The following is a 16,077-nucleotide window of genomic DNA, read 5'->3' on the forward strand; positions in this document are numbered from 1 at the left end:
GCAGGTCGGCCTTCTCGACAGGTTCCATCGTGCTTTCCTCGTTGGCTTTCATCGACTTGTGGTTCTCCTACCAAATGCGCAGAACGCCGTCAAGACACTGTATGCCTGGCATCTTTTTTCAGGAAGAAGGCAGTGGGAGAGGCGTGATTGCCCGATGAATTCTATTTCAATAGAAAAGTTCTTGCCTCGCCGTTTTCTTCTATCGTAATAGAAGCTTATGCCTCGAAAGCGATCCAAATACCCGACCGAGCTGGAGCTCGAGATTCTGAAGATCCTCTGGGCCCGATCTCCCCGCTCGGTGCGGGAGGTGCGTGAGGCGATGGCGGCGGCGGGGCGGGAGCTGGCGCACACCTCGCTGATCACGACCCTGAACGTGATGTTCCGGAAGGGCTTCGTGAAGAGGACGAAGTCGACGGCCGGGCGGGGCTATGAGTTTTCCGCCAAGCTTTCCCGGGATCAGGTGTCGAAGGGGATGATGGGGGATCTGATCGAGCGGGTGTTCGAGGGTTCGGCCTCGGCGATGATGCTGAGCCTGCTGGAGAGCGATCAACTGGATGCCGAGGATCACGCGGCGCTGCGCAAGGCGATCGAGAAGCACCGGAAGGGAGGGCGGCGATGAGCGGGCTGGAGGATGGGGTGCTGCGCTTCACGCAGGCGGCGGCGCATTGGCTGTGGGTGGGAGCCTTGCTGTGGCTGGCGGCATTCCTCGCGGAGCGACTGCTGGTCCGCACTTCGGCGGGACGCCATGGCGTTCATCTGTTGGGGCTGGCTTTGTCCTTGGTGGCGTTTCCGCTGTGTTTCCTGATCCCCAGGGCGGCGGACGCCCCGAGCCGGGAGCCGGAGGTGTCGGCAAGCGCGGACATGCCCGAAGTTGTCACCGAATCCGCGGCGGCCGTGGAATCGAGCGAAGCGGTCGGGGCCGAGATGGCCGGTGAAGAGCCGCCGGCCGTGGCGCCGGTCGCCGTGGATCCGCTTCCTGCCGCGCCCTCTCCGAGGGTCGAAGGACCACCGTCTGTCGCGCCCGATGAGAAGACGTCGGATGCTTGGCGCAAGGTTGCGCCATGGGCGACGGCGGCCTACGCGGTCGGTCTGGTGTTGATGACGCTGCGTCTCCTGCTCGGCTGGGCGGGATCGGCTCGGCTGCGGAAGCGGGCGGAGCCGATGACCGAAGGGCCGTGGCCCGAGTCGCTGGCGAAGATGAGCCGCTGGTTCGAGGTGCGCGGCCGGGTGGCGGTCGCGTGGAGCCGCGAGGTGGCGGCACCGGTGGTGATGGGGCTGGCGAAGCCGGTGATCCTGGTGCCGGTGGCCTTGGCCAGCCGGCTGAGTCCGGCGCAGGTCGAGGCGGTGCTGGCGCACGAGCTGGCGCACCTGCACCGCCGCGATCACTGGGCGGTGGTGGTGCAACGGCTGGCCGAGACCGTCCTGTTCTTTCATCCGGCCGTATGGTGGATGAGCCGGCGGATGGATGCGCTGCGCGAGGAAGCGTGTGATAACTACGTGGTGGCGGCGGGCTGCGAGCCGGCGGACTACGCCGAGGCGCTGGTGATCTGCTCGGAGTGTCGGCTCGAGCGGAACGGCACGGCGGCGAAGTTCGCCGAGCGTCTCGCGGCGACCGGATCGAGTGGCGCTCCCTTGAAGCAGCGGGTGCTGCGGGTGCTGGGTCAGGGAGACGACGGACCGGTGCGGCTCGGCCGCGTCGGGTGGGTGCTGGCGGTTCTGGCGCTGGGTGGGATTGCTTTGGCGGTGGTGCTTGGAGGGCTGGGGCGGAATGATCTGGCGGACTTCGATTTCGACGATCCTCCAGGCGGCTACGAGAAGGGGGTCGAGGTGGCGGATCGCGACCAGGTGTATCGGGTCGATGGCCTGCGCTTCGAGGCGTCTCCGTTGGAATGGGTGCCCGTGCGCGGCGAGGCTGGCGCCCGGTCGGAGGAGGGTCCGCAGTGGGAGCTGAATCTCGATCTCGGCGAGGACAGCGGCTACGAGGTCGTGGAGATCCGGCTGTTTGATCACTCGAGTCGAGAGCATCTGCATACCAGCAAGTGGCGCGAGCCCAGGGTGGAGAACCCGGATTTTCTGGTGGAACGGATCGGCGCCAGTGCCTCGCTGCGGTTGCGGGAGACGGGCGGTTCGCTGCCCGAAGCGATTGACGTCTGGCTGCGGGTGGTCACCGAGGATTCGGGTCCGGTGTTTTCGATCCCGGCGGTCGAGGGTGCCGTGGCGACTCTCGATGGCAGCGAGCTGGTCATCACGAGACTGTTTGCCGGTTCCGCGAGCGGTCGTGGTGATGGAACCGGAGCGATGGAGTGGGACATGACCACGCTTCAAGATCAGGATCGCACGCTCACGCTCAACATTCGGAATCGAGGCAGGCTTCTGGCGGGCCGTTATCACGTGGTGGCGGTGACGAAGGATGGTGCCAGGCACCCGATGGATGACCGGCACTTCCGTGAATTTCGCGGAAACGGGGGCCGCCATGCGTATGTTCGGATGGATGTGGCTTTGGATGAGGTGGATCATTTCGAAGTGATCCCCTTCAAGGCGCGTCACAAGTTCTTCTTCAACGGGCTGGACGTCCCGGCCCGCGGCGAGCTGCCGGAGACGAGCGAAGATCAGAAGAAGCGACTTGAGGCCTTGTTCGAGCGGCGCCGTGCGGGTGACTTGTCGGAGAAGGACTTCCTCCTTCACGTGACGCGGCTCGGTCCCGGGGTCGTGGCGGGATTGATCGAGTATCTCGACAGTGGACCGACGGATGTTCTCGCGATGAAGGCGATCGAGCAATTCAAGGGGCATCCGCTGGCGGTGGCATATCTTGAGCGGACCTTGGAGGAGTTGTCCGATCAGCCGGGACATATCAAACCGAACCGGAGGTACTGCGGTGTGTTGCTCCTCGGCAAGATGGGAGGCGAGCGGCACGCGGACCTCATCGCAGGGTTTCTCGAGGAGAAGCCATGGGCGGCGCTTCCGGCGCTTGCGACCCTGGGTGGCGACGAGGCGATCGGGCATCTGAAGCGGGCCTTCGACCGCCTGCCCGAGGACGCTTGGTGGGTGATTGCGCAGAATCTGGAACGTGCCGGGGAGCCGTCGGTCGTGCCGGAGCTGAAGCGACGGCTGGCGATGGTCGAGGCGCCGCCCACCGAGCGTTTCACCAACAACACCGTGCCGGCCTTTCTCAACGCGATCCGCAAGCTTTCCGGCGAAGGGGATGACGACTCGAGCTCGATCGTGTGGCAGCAGGGTCAGCACTTCGTCTATCCCTTCGACGGACCGGGAATCCCGAAGAGCTTTTCCGTGGATCCGCCAGGCGACCATTACGTGCGGTTGCCGAAGGTGGACGCCGCGAGTGACGCCGGGCGGGCGGCGATCTGGCAGACCTTCGCCGAAGAAACCGAAGGTCCCGGCTTCACCATCGATGGCGACGAAATCGTGCTGTTCAACGGGCTGCGGGCGATGCCGCTGTGGGAGGGCGGGCCGCCCTATCCGACGACGATGTGGGACTGGCTGGGGCGGGTGTCGCATCGTGAATTGGTGGCCCGGGCGAAGGCTGATGCAGCGCGCGATCGGGTGACGATTCCTGATCACGGCTACCTGCTGGCGCTCGATCCGGAGGACCGACTCTACGGGCTCTCGCTGAAGAAGACGACGGATGATCCGCAATACAGCGTCGGGTTGCGGCCGATGGATCCGCTGCGGCAGCTGGTCCAGCCGTCGCCGCAGGCCAACGGTCCCTACACGGAGTGGCGGGGTCTCAAGCTGCACGATCTGGAGTCCGGGGCCGAGAACGGCGCCCTGAATCTCAATCGGGGGCACATGGTGCACCTCGAAGATGAGTTGTTCCGACAGCCCGGCCCGGACGCGGTCCTGACCGCCGAGTTCGCGGGCGGAAAGATCGCGCTCGGCGTGCCCGGGGCGGAGGAGTTCGTGCTGGTCGAGGCCGAGGAGGATCTGCCGGCGGACGAATTGGTGCGGCGTCTGGCCTCGGCGCGTTTGGAGAAGCCCGGGATCGAGGGCCACGCGGAGGTCGGGAATGGGGAGTGGCGCGGGCACCAGTTCGACCGTCTGGAGGACGATCGCTGCTTCGGCTTCGCGGTTCGGATGCCGGACGGGATTCCCGTGGCCGGGCTGCTGGTGGTGAGGGAGGCCGATTTCGAGGCCCAGACCTTCCGCGGCAAGCACGTCATGCTTTTCACCGAGCAGGCCCGCCAGGTCTTTGGTCCACCCATGTTACGGCTGGAGCGAACGGTGTTCCGCGGCTCGATGCGGGAGGATGACCCTTTCGAGGCGGAATGGAGGGGCAAGGTTCCCGGGGCGCTTCGGGATCACCGGGCAAGCTATCACATGCTGCTTTTGGAGGAGGGACGATACCTCGGGTTTTCGAGCCATGAGTCCGGAACGGTTGGAGAGCTCGCGAGGATTTCCTTGGACGTCTTCCAGAAGGCCTATGAAGACGGCCGGGGGGCCATGCGGTACAAGATCCGGATGGGAGATGGCGACGAAAGTGTCAGGGAAATCGGTCCGCTGGCTCTCTCGAAATGGCACCCGCCGCTCGGTCGCAACACCCTTTCGCCCGATGTCCTGCGGCCGCTCCTCTGGATGCGGGGGGAGACGCACAGCTTGCTGCTCGTTGGCCGGCTGCTGGCGCCGGAGGAAGAGGCGCAGGCCTTCGATCGCGCGGACTTCGAACCGGACTGGCTGAAGGAGTTCCAACGCGATGCGCAGAACGCCGCCTCGCTGCCGCGCGAGGTCCTGGCCGAGCGGGCCAGATGCCAACTGCAACCGGACGTCTTCGAGGGCATCCTGGAACGCGCCGACGATCCGGATCTGCGACTCGCCCTGATGTACGACTCCGAGGAGCGGCCGGGCCCGTCCCTCGCCGGGGGGCAGCCCGTGGCCGAGCACTACTATCTCCGGTATCTACCGCGCGCTTCGAGCTCGAGGGAGCGCTGCCACATCCTGACCCAGCTTTCCGTGTTGTTCTCGACGAACATCGAGCCCGACCTGTGGGAGGAACGGGACGACGCGAAGTCGCGCCGCTACGCGGAGCAGGCGCTGGAGGCGGAGCCCGAGCGGATCGGAAAGGACACCATCCGGGCCCGCTACCGCTTGGCGGGGCCGGACCTTCCCTCCGAGGAGCGGTTCGACCGGCTGCTGGAGCAGTATGCGTGGATGGCGTCCTTCGATGAGGAAGGACTCCGGGAGCAGTGGCTTCCAGGTCGTCGCCAGGCCGCGGACAGTGATCGGGATTTTCAATCCTTCGCCGGGTTCGTGGAGAACTGCCTCAGTGCAACGAAAAACAACCTGCTCGGGGTGACCGAGCTTCTATCCGGCTGGGGGTTCAAGCGCGAGCGCCTGAGGCGGATCGTCGATCAGGTGCCGGATACGGAGCTTGGCCGAGCCGCCCGGGAGAGGTTGGCCATCTCCAGTGGGGCACGGGCCGAGAAGGCGGGCAAACCCGTCGCCAGGCTGGTGATGGAAGGGGGGCTCGAGGAACAACGGCCGCCGGAAGAGATCGACTGCCGACTGGATGGCGAGCGGATCACGCTCGATCAGCTCCATGACCGACTCGAGACCAGGGTCCGTGAGGCGCCGGACCTTCACCTCTTCATCTTCATTCAGCCGGACTTCGTCTGGGCGAACCTGCGCAAGGCCCGCAAGATGGCCGAGGAGGCCGGCGTCGAGCATGTCGAGGTTTCGACGGATCGGGACATGCTTGTCCAGCTTGAGGCCCAGGTTCGGAACTTCCACCTGGACCTATACGGAGATTCCGGTGCGACGCTGACCTTTGTCGACAGCGCCGGCCGGCCGATCCCCGGGGTGCGCGTGCAGTTCGAGGAGCAGGCCAAGACGATCGAGAACGGGCAGTCCCGCCGGCGGAACGTGCCGGTGTGGAAGGGAGTGAGCGATGCCTCGGGTCAGGTGCCGATCCCGGATGCGGACAACGGCGACGGTCGTGAAGCGCGTCTGTGGCTGCGCGCCGAGGCCGAGGGCTATCTTTCGCGCTGGCATCACTACGACATGGACATTCGCAGTCGACCGGACGGCACCTGGGAGGACCAGCGCTACCTGATGCTCAAGGCGGGCGTGGTGAGCGGTCGGGTGCTGGATGCCGAGGGCCGTCCGCTGCCCGGGGCGCCGCTGTCGGTCTCGACTCACTGCAATTTCGAGGATCACTGGCAGGGGAAGGGGGACGCGCCCCACGGGATGAGCGCCGGCATTTCCAATCACCTGCGCGCGATCACGGACGAGAACGGCGAGTTCCGCATCGAGGGGGCTCCGCCCGGGAGTGCCATGGTGTATTATCCCTGGTCGGGTCCGCTTGCGGGGGAGAACGCGCGATGGGCGAAGTGGACCCGGCCGGGCGAGCCATTCCCGCAGGCTCCGGTGACCGACCGGGCCTGGGTGGGAATCCTCTCGCTCGACGAGGGCGAGCAGGTGGCCGGGCTGGTGGCGGACCTTTCGAAATCCACCGCGACGGTGGAGGGCCGTGTGGTCGATGGCCGCCAACGACCGGTGCCCGACGCCCAGGTGTGGGTCGTCTGGAAGGCGGGCAACTATTCCAAGCTGTCCCTGCCCTGGAGCTTCGAGGGCGCGCGCAGCGTGACGGGTCCGGACGGTCGGTTCCGACTCAGCGGTCTGCCGCCGGGCGAGGCCGGTTTGCTGGTGAAGCACAAGCAGCTCGAGTCGGGCAATGAGGCGGTGCCGGTGACGCTGGAGTCCGGGCAAAGCCGCCGGGTTGATCTGTCGTTGCAGGGCTGGCTCCCGGGAGGCGGGACAGTTGAAGCAGCGGAGGATCCGCTCCCGGCGGAAGCTCGGGTCGAAGGCGAGCCGTCCGTCCGTCTGGTTATGGCCGAGGCGGGCTGGGAGAAGCCGCGTTCCGAAAAGCCCGCTTGCTGGTTCGATGGAGAGCGGATCGGTCTCGAATCACTGCGGGACCGGCTCAAGGAACGGCTCGCCGCCGAGCCGGAAATGAGTCTGGCGATCCATGCCCACGGCGGGATTCCCGAAGCCGAGGTTGAGCAGGCCCGGCGCCGTGCGGTCGAGGCCGGGGTGCGCGAGGTGTTCGTGCTCGGGGGGAAAGAGAGGCGAGGACGGGCTGCTGACGGGAAGCCCGCCGATGCGCGGCGAAACGCTCGGATTCCCGGGTTGGATTCGGAGGCGGTTTGGACGCGACTGTTCAAGCTGCCGCCGGTGGCGGCGATGCGGGGGAAGATGCGCCGATTGCGCGAAACGACGGGCGAGAATGCTTACTCGCTGGTGGCCAGTTCGCCGAAGCCGGCGGGCGAGCGGTTCCAGACGGAGGCCGCTTGGGCGAGCACCGTGTGGCCGCCGGACGCCGTTCGGGACGAGGCCTACATTCTCGGGCTGGATTTTCCGGACTACCGGCACTTCGCCATCTGGCAGGTGTTCCTGGTGAATCCGGAGAGTGGGGAGATTTCGCTGATCAAGGACCGGCGAACCGGCGAGAGGATTTCGTTGGACGACTGGCTCAAGCTCGAGACGCCGACGAGCGTTTACGGTTTCGAAGAAGCGAAAGCCACGAAGTTCGAAGATCTGGCCGAGGAAAACATGCACCGCACGTTCCGGATGTATGAAAAGGCGTGCCGGCTCTTGTCCGGTGGCGAAGAAGACCAGAGGGCGATCGAGCTGTTTCGAATCGTGGGACTTCAGGCACAGAACGGCACGGACTACGAGTTTTGCCGGCGCGCCGCCGAGGTGGCGCGGGCCTCGGAGGCGATGGCCAAAGATGAGGCGGAGAACGGGCGCCGGTGAACCGCCCGTATGGCCCGGACGCCTGCACGTCGTTGTAGGAGACGTCGGGGAAAGGGACGCGCGATGCCGTCTCGCCAGGAGTAGGTGGAGCGAGGCATCGGGGAGTGCCGCTGACCTGGAAACGCGTCAGGTTCTCGGCTTGAAACAGGTGGGCCTGCCGGGGGCAGGCGATGCGCGACGGCGTCGCGCGCTCTTTTCGGAGGCGGCCCGAGGTGGAATGCCGGGAGATCGCGCTTCGGCTTGCCGGCCTTGGCTGCCGGGACCTTTTCCGACCTGATGAGCGCGGCGACCGCGGCGATCTTCGGGGGCGGTTCGGCGATTTATTCCCCGCGCTCGGGTGCCACGCTCGAGGTCACCTCCTCGGTTTTGGCGATCCGCTCGCGCCTGAGCCCCTTGAACAGGCAGAAGGTCATCAGCAGCAGGGCGCCAGCGAAGGGCAGACCGGTGGTGATCACTGCTAGGAAATTGCTTTTTCAGGGACCGGCGGAAGGAGCCCTGAAGGCCGGGGTTGGAGGGGGTTGAGTTCAGACACTCCCTACCGCCTCGGCGCGAATGCCGCCGCGCTGGTGCTCGGGTACAGGCTGCCGCCGGCGAACTTCAACTCGACCTCGCCCGGCACAATCGCCGTCAGGTAGCCCGAGCCGCCGGCGCTCGAACCGGTCGGCCCCGAGAACACTGGTACCACCGGCGCCAGCGCGCGCGCCGAGTCGTCTTTCCCGTTGCCGTTAAAGGCATGGCTCGCCACCACCACGCAGCCGGCTTCCTCAACGGCCAGCCGCGCTTGGGACGAGGTGCTCGAGGCCCGCGCCAACGGTCCGCCAGGCGCGGTGTTCGACAGCGCCAGCAGCGAGCCGCCGACACCATTCGCGGCACCCTTAAAACGCACCACCATGTCTCCCGCCACACCCGGAGCATCGAGGTGATAGATCGCCGTCTCCTGCTCGGACCCGCTCGTTGAGCGCGCCGCAAGCGCCATCCGCACGCCACCGTAGGTGACTTCGTCGATCGCCCCGCGCTCGTGCGAAAACGTCGCTACCAGCTTGTCGGAGCCCTCCGGATCGAAACCCGCAAGATCACCGTCGATCGTGAACGTGAAGGAGTCCTTGCGGACCATCCCATTCCCGGGCGAGGTCGTGAAGGTCGCTGTGTCGTCCACGACGATCGGGGCCGAGGAGGTCTCCGGCAGTTCGGTGCGGAAATCGCCGGGGCGAAGTGGAATTTCCTGCCACCGCCCGGCCGGATCCGCCGACCTCGCCCCGCCCTCCCGGATCCGCTCCTCGTGCCGCACGCCCCGGCGATGCAGCACCTCGACCTCGCCGTCGAAAACGTGCACCTCGTCGAGAAAATTGTCCTTCGACACGATCCCGAACGCCGTGCCGAGATCCGTGAGCACCAGATCCGGCGTGCGCACCTGGAAACCCACCGCCTTTTCCGGCACCTCGAACCACACGGTGCCGTGCCCGAGATCCACCAGATCCTCGCGCAACAGCGTCAGATCGGCCGGTCCGCTCACGATCCCGCGCACGCCCGAGGCGAAATCCAGCTCCATCGTCCCCTGCTCCAGCACCAGCCGCGAACCCGGCTCCATCACCCGCCCGTCCGGCGCCTCCTCACCCGTCGCCGCATGACTCATCATCCACTCGGTGCCAGGACTCGTCTCGAAGGTCACCGCCGGCGGCGGCGTGCGGGTCAGGATCAACGCCATCGCCACCGCACCCAGCACCACCACGGCCGCGGCGGCACCCAGCGCGTGCCGGAGCACCCGACGTTGGCGCCGTTCGACGACCTTCTCCATCGGCACCACGTTCAGCAGATCGACCCCTTTGGCCCGGAAGCGCAGCGCGTGCTCGAGATTCAGCGTCTCGCGATAGGCCTGCCGGGCCTCGGGATTCGCGCGCAGCTCGGCTTGAAGCCGCTCGAAGTCCCCGCCTTCGATCCGACCCTCGAACAACTCGTCGAGCAGCATTTCCAGTTTGCGGCGGCTCATGATCGGGCGCGGTCGATGTTCATTACCCCGGTGATGCACTTCCTCAGCGCCGCCCGGATGCGGAAAAGCGTCACCCGCAGGGTCTCGACGCTCTGCCCGCGCTTCTCGGCGAACGCCTCAAGGCCATCGTTGGAGAAGTAGCGGTGGTTGATCAGCTCACGCTCCTTGTCGCGCAGCCGTCCGAGGCACTTCCGCAGCGCCTCCATCCGCACATCCAGTTCCTCCGGCTCGGCCTCGCATTCGGCGGCCAGCATCTCGGCCAGATCGTCGTCGAAAACGGGACGCCCGAAATTCGCCAGTCGGCGCCGGTGGCTCATCACCTTGTAGCGCGCGATCTGGCACGCCCAGGCCTTGAAATTTGTCCCCTCCCGGAAGCTCTTGCGCTTTTCCCACAGCACCAGGTTGGTCTCCTGCAGCACGTCGTCCACCCCGTCCACGCCCGGCATCAGCGAGATGATGTAAGCATGCAACGCCGCCTGGTGCCGGGCGATCAACCCGACGAATCGCGACTGTTCCTGGAGATCGTCGGCCATCGTTCCGCTATCATATCCGGGAAATTCGGCAACGTTAACTGATTTCCCGCGACGGAGACTCGGAATCGTTCCCTGGCTTTGGGGCAAAGGCAGTCGAAACCCAGAAACCTGCGGGCCGTGACCTCCCCATCCACTCCCATCAGCTTTCTCTGCATTCCCCTCGCCTGACGCGACGCTGTCGCGCCCGCTTCACGAGCAATACAACCGAGACGCCACGTTTTCTGTTAACGCCCGACCGGAATCGTGAATTCATCACCGCCAATCCGTCGCCACGCGCTTCGAAACCATCCATCGCCTCGTGAATACCATGAATTCTGCCAGAACTCTCGCCGTCCTTACGCTTCTCCTCACCTCGGGCGGACTGCCTGCCCAGATTTCCCGCGAAAATTCTGACTCCTTCCCCGGCCTCAGCGGCAGCTATCCCCTCACCGGTCTTGTCGGCTTCGACGCGACCGGGGCGACCAAGCTCGTGGCGACGATCTCCGATGAGGATGGATTCGGCGACTCGCTGCCGACGGGCCTGACCTTCGACTCGGTGCCGATGACACCCGTCATCACCGCAAACAACGGCATTCAGCACACTTGGATCTACTATCTCGACGCCAGCGCCGTTCCGGGCGGAGCTTTCGGCGTCGGCGACCTGGTGGTGCTCGGCAGCGGCAGCAATGATCTCGCCGGTTCGCTGTTCGCCTTCTCGGGCACCGCGGACGGAGCCGGGGCCAGCGCGTCATCTCCTACCCAGAGCGTGGACCTCACCACCACGGCTGACGGCAGCGTCGTCGTCGCCGCCCACGCCAACAACGGTGGCGGTGCCACCGCTCAGGCGCCCCTCACTCCGCTTCTCGACGGCGACGCCGGCTCGGCGGGCGGCGGCTCGGGCCACGCAATCGTCGGTCCGGCGGGCACGGGTGCCTACTCTTTCACCGGCAGCAACAGCCGGCCGGTCACCATCGCCGCCGAGTTTGTTGCCGGCGGGGCCGCCGTCACTCCCGAATTAAGACTGACAATCACCTCCAGCGGCGCTGGCTTCGATTTCTCCTGGCCCAGCCAGAGCGGCAAACTCTACGACCTCGTCAGCTCGACCAACCTCTCGACCGCTCCCACCACTTGGGCGGTCTATGATGACGGCGCGGAAACCTACGGCGACCTCAGCGCCACGCTACCGACCAATACGCTGACCGATGTTGCCGGCGACGGCCCGCGGCGCTTTTTCTCGATCATCGAAAAGGACTCACCTGTCTCGGCGGTGGAAACCGTCCGTGTCTTCCTGGTCGGGGGGCAGTCGAATGCCGACGGTCGCGCCGATCCTTCCGCACTACCGACGAGCCCAACCGATCTCCAGCAGCCGCAGGATGACATCGATTTCTACTACAAGGTCCAGAACGAGACCGCCGCCCTCACGACCCTGCGCCCGGGACTTTCGGAGACCGACGGCTTCGGCCCCTCGATCACTTTCGGCCGCACCCTCGCCGACCAGCTCGGCGACGGCACCACGACCCGTGTCGCCCTGATCAAATACGCCAACGGGGGCACCAACCTGGCCAGCGACTGGGTGGCGGGAGGCGATGCCACCACCAGCGGCGACGGGCCGGAATACGTCACCTTCCAGCAGACGGTCACCAACGGCCTCGCCGCCCTCGCCACCACCTACCCGGACGCCACCATCGGCATCGAGGGCATGATCTGGCTCCAGGGCGAAAGCGATATCCAGGGCGGCTCGTCGCTGTGGAATGCATACGAGACCAACCTCCAGAACTTCCTCGACGACATCACGGCGACCTACGGCACGACCCTTCCATTCGTCGTCATCCGCCTCTCCGACGGTCAGACCGCGCTGAACGCCACCGGACTCGGGGTGGTCCGCACCGCCCAGGAAACCGTCGCCGACAGCGACCCCCTCACCGACTGGGTCGATACCGACGGCTTCGGCATGAAGGGCGACAACCTCCACTTCGACGCCGCCGGGCAGCAATCGATCGGCAGCGCTGCCGCCACGACGATGCTCGGGCTGCTGCCGTGAAGGTCCGTGATGGGAAGCCCCGGCCCAACGCCTCCGGCTTCAGCGAGATCCCGAGGTCCTGAAAAAAAACTCAGAAGTTTCGTTAACGGCACCGCCTTCCATCGAATTCATTAGCGATGACGTGCACGAGCTGTGCTCGTCCGAACCCAAGCAGACTTTCATCCAGCAAACTGAAGTGACCGCCATGATGCCAAATTCCATCCTCCCCACCGCCATCGCCGCCATCTCGTTGGCCTCGATCTCCGTCGCCTCCGCCGCGATCTCCATTCTGGGAGGCTCGGGCAGCGGCACCTTCGACGCCAGCAGCGGCAGTTCGCTACCGGCGACCATGCTCTCGAGCTTCGACGCGTCCAGCGCATCCAAAGTCGTGGTCACCATCTCCGGGGAGGACGGCTTCGGAGACTCTCTTCCCACCGGCGTGTCGTTCAACGGCGACTCATTCACGTTGGCCGTCACCGACACCAATGCGATCCAGCAGACCTGGATCTACTACCTGGACGCCTCCGATGCCGGCGGAACGTTTGGCACCGGCAATCTTGTAATCGACGGATCGGGCAGCGATGACTTCGCGGCTTCCTGGTTGTTCCTCTCGGGGACGGCGGATGGCGTGGGAGCCACCAACTCGGCTCAAAGCCAGACCGTCAGTCTCACCACGACGGCCAACGACAGCTTCGTCGTTGCCTCTCACGCCAACAACGGCAGTTCCGGCACGGCCCAATCGCCGCTGACCGTTCTTCTTGATGGCCCGGCGGGCTCCGCAGGTGGCGGCTCCGGCTACGCGACCATCGCTACCGCTGGTGCCGGGACCTACGAATTCACCGGAGGAAGCAGCCGCCCGGTCACGGTCGCCGCGGAGTTCACCGTGATCCCCGAGCCCAGCATCGCCCTTCTCGGCGGTCTCGGGGTCCTCGGCCTGCTTCGCCGCCGCCGGGCCTGAGACTCGCCGAAGCGCGGTTGGGCGACCGACCGATTGATTTTCACGAGCGCACCCGTCTGCCGGCGGGTGCGCTTTTTTGCGTTTGTATCGAACTTTCCTCCGGGTCTGTCGCGGGCATCCTCTCAAGTGCGGGTCCGGAAAGGAGGACCGCTGAAACGGCGACGATCACCTTGGCCGGGCATGACTCCGTAGATTCCCTGAGGTGCCCGAGTGCACCGATCCAGAAGTCCGTGTGCAAACGCTTGCTCGCGTCGTCGATTCTCAGCATGCATTCAACGATTTGGAGCAGGGACTCGGAGCTTTTCCCTGATTCCGGCGTTGTTCCTCGGTCGGGGAGCAGTGCGCCGCCCGAACCGATTTGGTGGCTTGTTTCTCTGGAACTGGAGGTGAAGCGAGAAGGGGCGCGCGACGCTGTCGCGCATCGCCTGGCCCCGACGGCGTGAATCCTCCATGCGGGACGGTGCCCTGATACGCTCCTGAACCGCCCCATCAACCTTGCGTCTCTCATCCACGAACTGCTAGGAAATTGCTTTTTCAGGGACCGGCGGAAGGAGCCCTGAAGGCCGGGGTTGGAGGGGGTTGCGGGGGAGGAAGGGGGCGGGTAAAGGCTGAAATTCTGAAAAGCTGAAATGCTGAAACCGGATTGAGGCGGTTTGGCTCCTTTGGTGGGGCTTTCCAGACCGGACATTCGACGGTTTTCATGGCTTGAAGCGTGAGGATTCCGGTCCGCGACGTCAAGAACGTGCGGTGAAGGCGAGCCAGAGCCGAGCTGAAGTTCAGAATTCCCGGAACTCGTCGGCCGGGGGCGGATCGGCATCGAGGACCAGGATGCGCTCGTCGTCGAGCGGGAGTTCCGGGGCCTGCCATTCGGCTTGGGAAGCGCGATCTGCGAAAGATGCTGGTCCCGCGGCTGCGCGTCGGCGCTCCAATAGACGCTCGAAGGGGCAGGACAGCGGCTCCATGGTGTCGATGTCGTAGGGCGGATCGGGTGGTGGCGGGATGTCGATGATGCCTTCCCAGAGGCCGTGAAGTTGGAGGAAGAATTGGATTTCCTCGGGGCGTTGGAGGCGACCCTTGGGGCGCATGAGGCCCTTGCAGCAGGGGCAGATGAGAGGATCGGTGCGCCAGATCCGGAGGATGAGTTTGCGCCATAGGGGGCGGAGGTTGCGGGCGCTCCGCTTGGGCGGGGCGGGCACGGTGTGCGGGGCGGCGGGATCGACGCTGGGTTTCCAAGGCCGGACTTCGAGGCCGCGGGATTTGTTCGAGTAGCGGCCGTAGTAGCGGATGGTGTGCTGATTCTTCGCCGGGATGTGCTCGACGGCGGCGGCGAGGAAGTCGATGGCGGTGAAGACCTGAAAATTCCGCTTGGTGCGCCAACTGGTGCGGGAGCGGTAGATGACGCGCCTGGTTTTCTCGACCCAGGTGATCTTTTCGAGGGAGAAGGGGGCGCGCAGGAGATACTCGGCGAGCTTCTGACGTCCGACGGCGGTGCGGACCGGGCGGGTGCCGGCATCGAGGCTGAAGCCGCTGTGTTTCCAAGCGAGGAGCTGGCGAAGTTTCTTCTCGCTGATGAGCTTCTCCGCCCGGAGGACGGCGAGGAAGCGGTGGCGGAAGAGTTCGGCGAGGGGCTCGATGCCTTCGACGGGAAGTTCGTGGAAGGTGCCTTCGCGGTCGTAGAGGCCGGTGGCGGCGAGAACGTGGAGGTGGGGGTGGAAGACGAGGTAGTCGCCGAAGGTCTGGACGGCGGCGACGGCGGCGAGTTGGCCGTCGGGAAGATCGAGGCGCGAGCGGAACCAGTCACGCAGGGTTTCGATGGAGGTGCGGAAGAGGAGATCGAGGAGGTGTCGTCGCTTGCGAAAGATGCCGCGCAGGGGCCGGGGCATGGTGAAGACGAACTGCCGGTGAGGAACCTCGTGGCAGAGGGTGTGGCCGATCCAGTGGCCGGTGGAGCGGACGCGGCGCTGATGGCAGGAGGGGCAGAAGTGGCGGCCCTTGCAGGTGAAGGCGAGCAGGCGTTCGTGGCCGCAGTCGGGACACTGGAGGCGGGTGAAGCCGGTGGAGAGGTCGCCGCAGCAGTAGAAGCGTTCGACGACGTCGATGGTGTCGGGGCGGAGCGGGCCGCAGGCCTTGCGGTGGCAGTGCTCGTAGGTGGCGAGGAATTCGCCCAAAGCGTGGTGGACGATTTGCCACAGGGGCGAGGCGCGGGGGCGGCGGGGTTGGTAGATGGAAGGCACAAGGAGTGTTCATAAGAACATTTATTGTGCCGGGCAAGTTTGGGCGGGATAGATCGGAGGGGTTGGAAGTCGGGGTGGGTGAAGCGTTGGGTGCCGATTCGGAGATCGGCGGCCCGTGATGAGGCAGGCTTTCAGCCTGCGGATATTTTTTGGGGCCGGTTCCCAGGGCGGCCTCGCTGTACTCGTTGCCCCGGGCTATGATGATGGAGGCCGTTGGCCTCTCGAAGGGGTCCGAGAAATCGAGCCCTGATTAGGGAGCCGAGGAGCTGGCATTTTCAGTAGAGATCCTCCTTCCGGAGGCCTTCGATGTAGCAGTCCACGTGGCCGAAGACCTCGTCCTTCCAGTGCGGCTTCTGGGAGGAGGGGTAGACGAGGGTGGTGGAGATGGCGAGGGTGTTGGTGCCCTTCCTGAGCTGGGCGACCGCCCGCTTGCTCATCGGCCATTGGCGGTTGTCCTTGGGGTCCGCCCACCAGCTGTAGGACTGGATCCTGGTGCCGTTCAGGTAGACCCTATGGCTGCGACTGGAGCCAGCCACGCGCCTTCGGGGTGGTTTGAGGGTTGAAAGGGAGGTGCCGTGTCTGGTTCAAGTCGTGGGCTA

10 protein-coding genes are annotated in these 16,077 nt (G+C 65.5%); 5 read left to right on the top strand and 5 right to left on the bottom strand.

Annotation, left to right across the window (positions count from 1 at the left end; all coding sequences use genetic code 11):
- From ACG2LG_RS22505 to ACG2LG_RS22515, 3 genes are all read left to right on the top strand, one after another.
- Positions 1–208, top strand: a 208-nt coding sequence (locus ACG2LG_RS22505) for a hypothetical protein (RefSeq protein ID WP_396262905.1), incomplete at its 5' end; no start/stop codon positions are given.
- Positions 209–217: 9 nt separating this feature from the next.
- Positions 218–619 carry a BlaI/MecI/CopY family transcriptional regulator gene (locus ACG2LG_RS22510; protein ID WP_396262907.1) on the top strand — a complete coding sequence of 134 codons (402 nt, stop codon included), beginning with the start codon at positions 218–220 and terminating at the stop codon, positions 617–619.
- Complete coding sequence (locus tag ACG2LG_RS22515) at positions 616–7,767, top strand: M56 family metallopeptidase (protein ID WP_396262909.1); 7,152 nt, start codon at positions 616–618, stop codon at positions 7,765–7,767. The genes ACG2LG_RS22510 and ACG2LG_RS22515 overlap by 4 nt, the downstream gene beginning before the upstream one ends.
- Positions 7,768–8,087: 320 nt before the next feature.
- Here ACG2LG_RS22515 and ACG2LG_RS22520 read toward each other — a convergent pair whose 3' ends face one another.
- From ACG2LG_RS22520 to ACG2LG_RS22530, 3 genes are all read right to left on the bottom strand, one after another.
- Positions 8,088–8,222: a hypothetical protein gene (locus tag ACG2LG_RS22520; RefSeq protein WP_396262911.1), complete on the bottom strand. Its 135-nt coding sequence runs from the start codon at positions 8,220–8,222 to the stop codon at positions 8,088–8,090.
- 80 nt (positions 8,223–8,302) lie between these two features.
- The gene (locus ACG2LG_RS22525) at positions 8,303–9,754 is read right to left on the bottom strand and encodes a FecR domain-containing protein (RefSeq protein ID WP_396262913.1); all 1,452 of its coding nucleotides are present in this window, start codon (positions 9,752–9,754) and stop codon (positions 8,303–8,305) included.
- Positions 9,751–10,287: a sigma-70 family RNA polymerase sigma factor gene (locus tag ACG2LG_RS22530; RefSeq protein WP_396262915.1), complete on the bottom strand. Its 537-nt coding sequence runs from the start codon at positions 10,285–10,287 to the stop codon at positions 9,751–9,753. The genes ACG2LG_RS22525 and ACG2LG_RS22530 overlap by 4 nt, the downstream gene beginning before the upstream one ends.
- A 307-nt stretch (positions 10,288–10,594) precedes the next feature.
- On the opposite strand from ACG2LG_RS22530, the gene ACG2LG_RS22535 reads away from it, so the two are divergent.
- Positions 10,595–12,307 (top strand): sialate O-acetylesterase, encoded by a 1,713-nt coding sequence (locus ACG2LG_RS22535; protein WP_396262917.1) that lies wholly within the window; start codon positions 10,595–10,597, stop codon positions 12,305–12,307.
- 184 nt (positions 12,308–12,491) lie between these two features.
- Positions 12,492–13,244 (top strand): hypothetical protein, encoded by a 753-nt coding sequence (locus ACG2LG_RS22540; protein ID WP_396262919.1) that lies wholly within the window; start codon positions 12,492–12,494, stop codon positions 13,242–13,244.
- A 776-nt stretch (positions 13,245–14,020) separates the two neighbouring features.
- On the opposite strand, the gene ACG2LG_RS22545 is transcribed toward ACG2LG_RS22540, so the two are convergent.
- Positions 14,021–15,478, bottom strand: coding sequence for a transposase (locus ACG2LG_RS22545; RefSeq protein ID WP_396262921.1), 1,458 nt, complete (start codon positions 15,476–15,478; stop codon positions 14,021–14,023).
- Positions 15,479–15,753: 275 nt separating this feature from the next.
- The gene (locus tag ACG2LG_RS22550; RefSeq protein WP_396262923.1) at positions 15,754–16,014 is read right to left on the bottom strand and encodes a hypothetical protein; all 261 of its coding nucleotides are present in this window, start codon (positions 16,012–16,014) and stop codon (positions 15,754–15,756) included.
- Positions 16,015–16,077: the final 63 nt, after the last annotated feature.

It is taken from the genome of Haloferula sp. A504, from assembly GCF_044385805.1.
Lineage (GTDB): Bacteria > Verrucomicrobiota > Verrucomicrobiia > Verrucomicrobiales > Akkermansiaceae > Haloferula.

Bases quoted from the DNA above. Each gene is read 5' to 3' on its own strand.
- ACG2LG_RS22510 (WP_396262907.1), top strand. From the start codon at position 218: ATGCCTCGAAAGCGATCCAAATACCCGACCGAGCTGGAGCTCGAGATT.
- ACG2LG_RS22515 (WP_396262909.1), top strand. From the start codon at position 616: ATGAGCGGGCTGGAGGATGGGGTGCTGCGCTTCACGCAGGCGGCGGCG.
- ACG2LG_RS22525 (WP_396262913.1), bottom strand. From the start codon at position 9,754: ATGAGCCGCCGCAAACTGGAAATGCTGCTCGACGAGTTGTTCGAGGGT.
- ACG2LG_RS22530 (WP_396262915.1), bottom strand. From the start codon at position 10,287: ATGGCCGACGATCTCCAGGAACAGTCGCGATTCGTCGGGTTGATCGCC.
- ACG2LG_RS22535 (WP_396262917.1), top strand. From the start codon at position 10,595: ATGAATTCTGCCAGAACTCTCGCCGTCCTTACGCTTCTCCTCACCTCG.
- ACG2LG_RS22540 (WP_396262919.1), top strand. From the start codon at position 12,492: ATGATGCCAAATTCCATCCTCCCCACCGCCATCGCCGCCATCTCGTTG.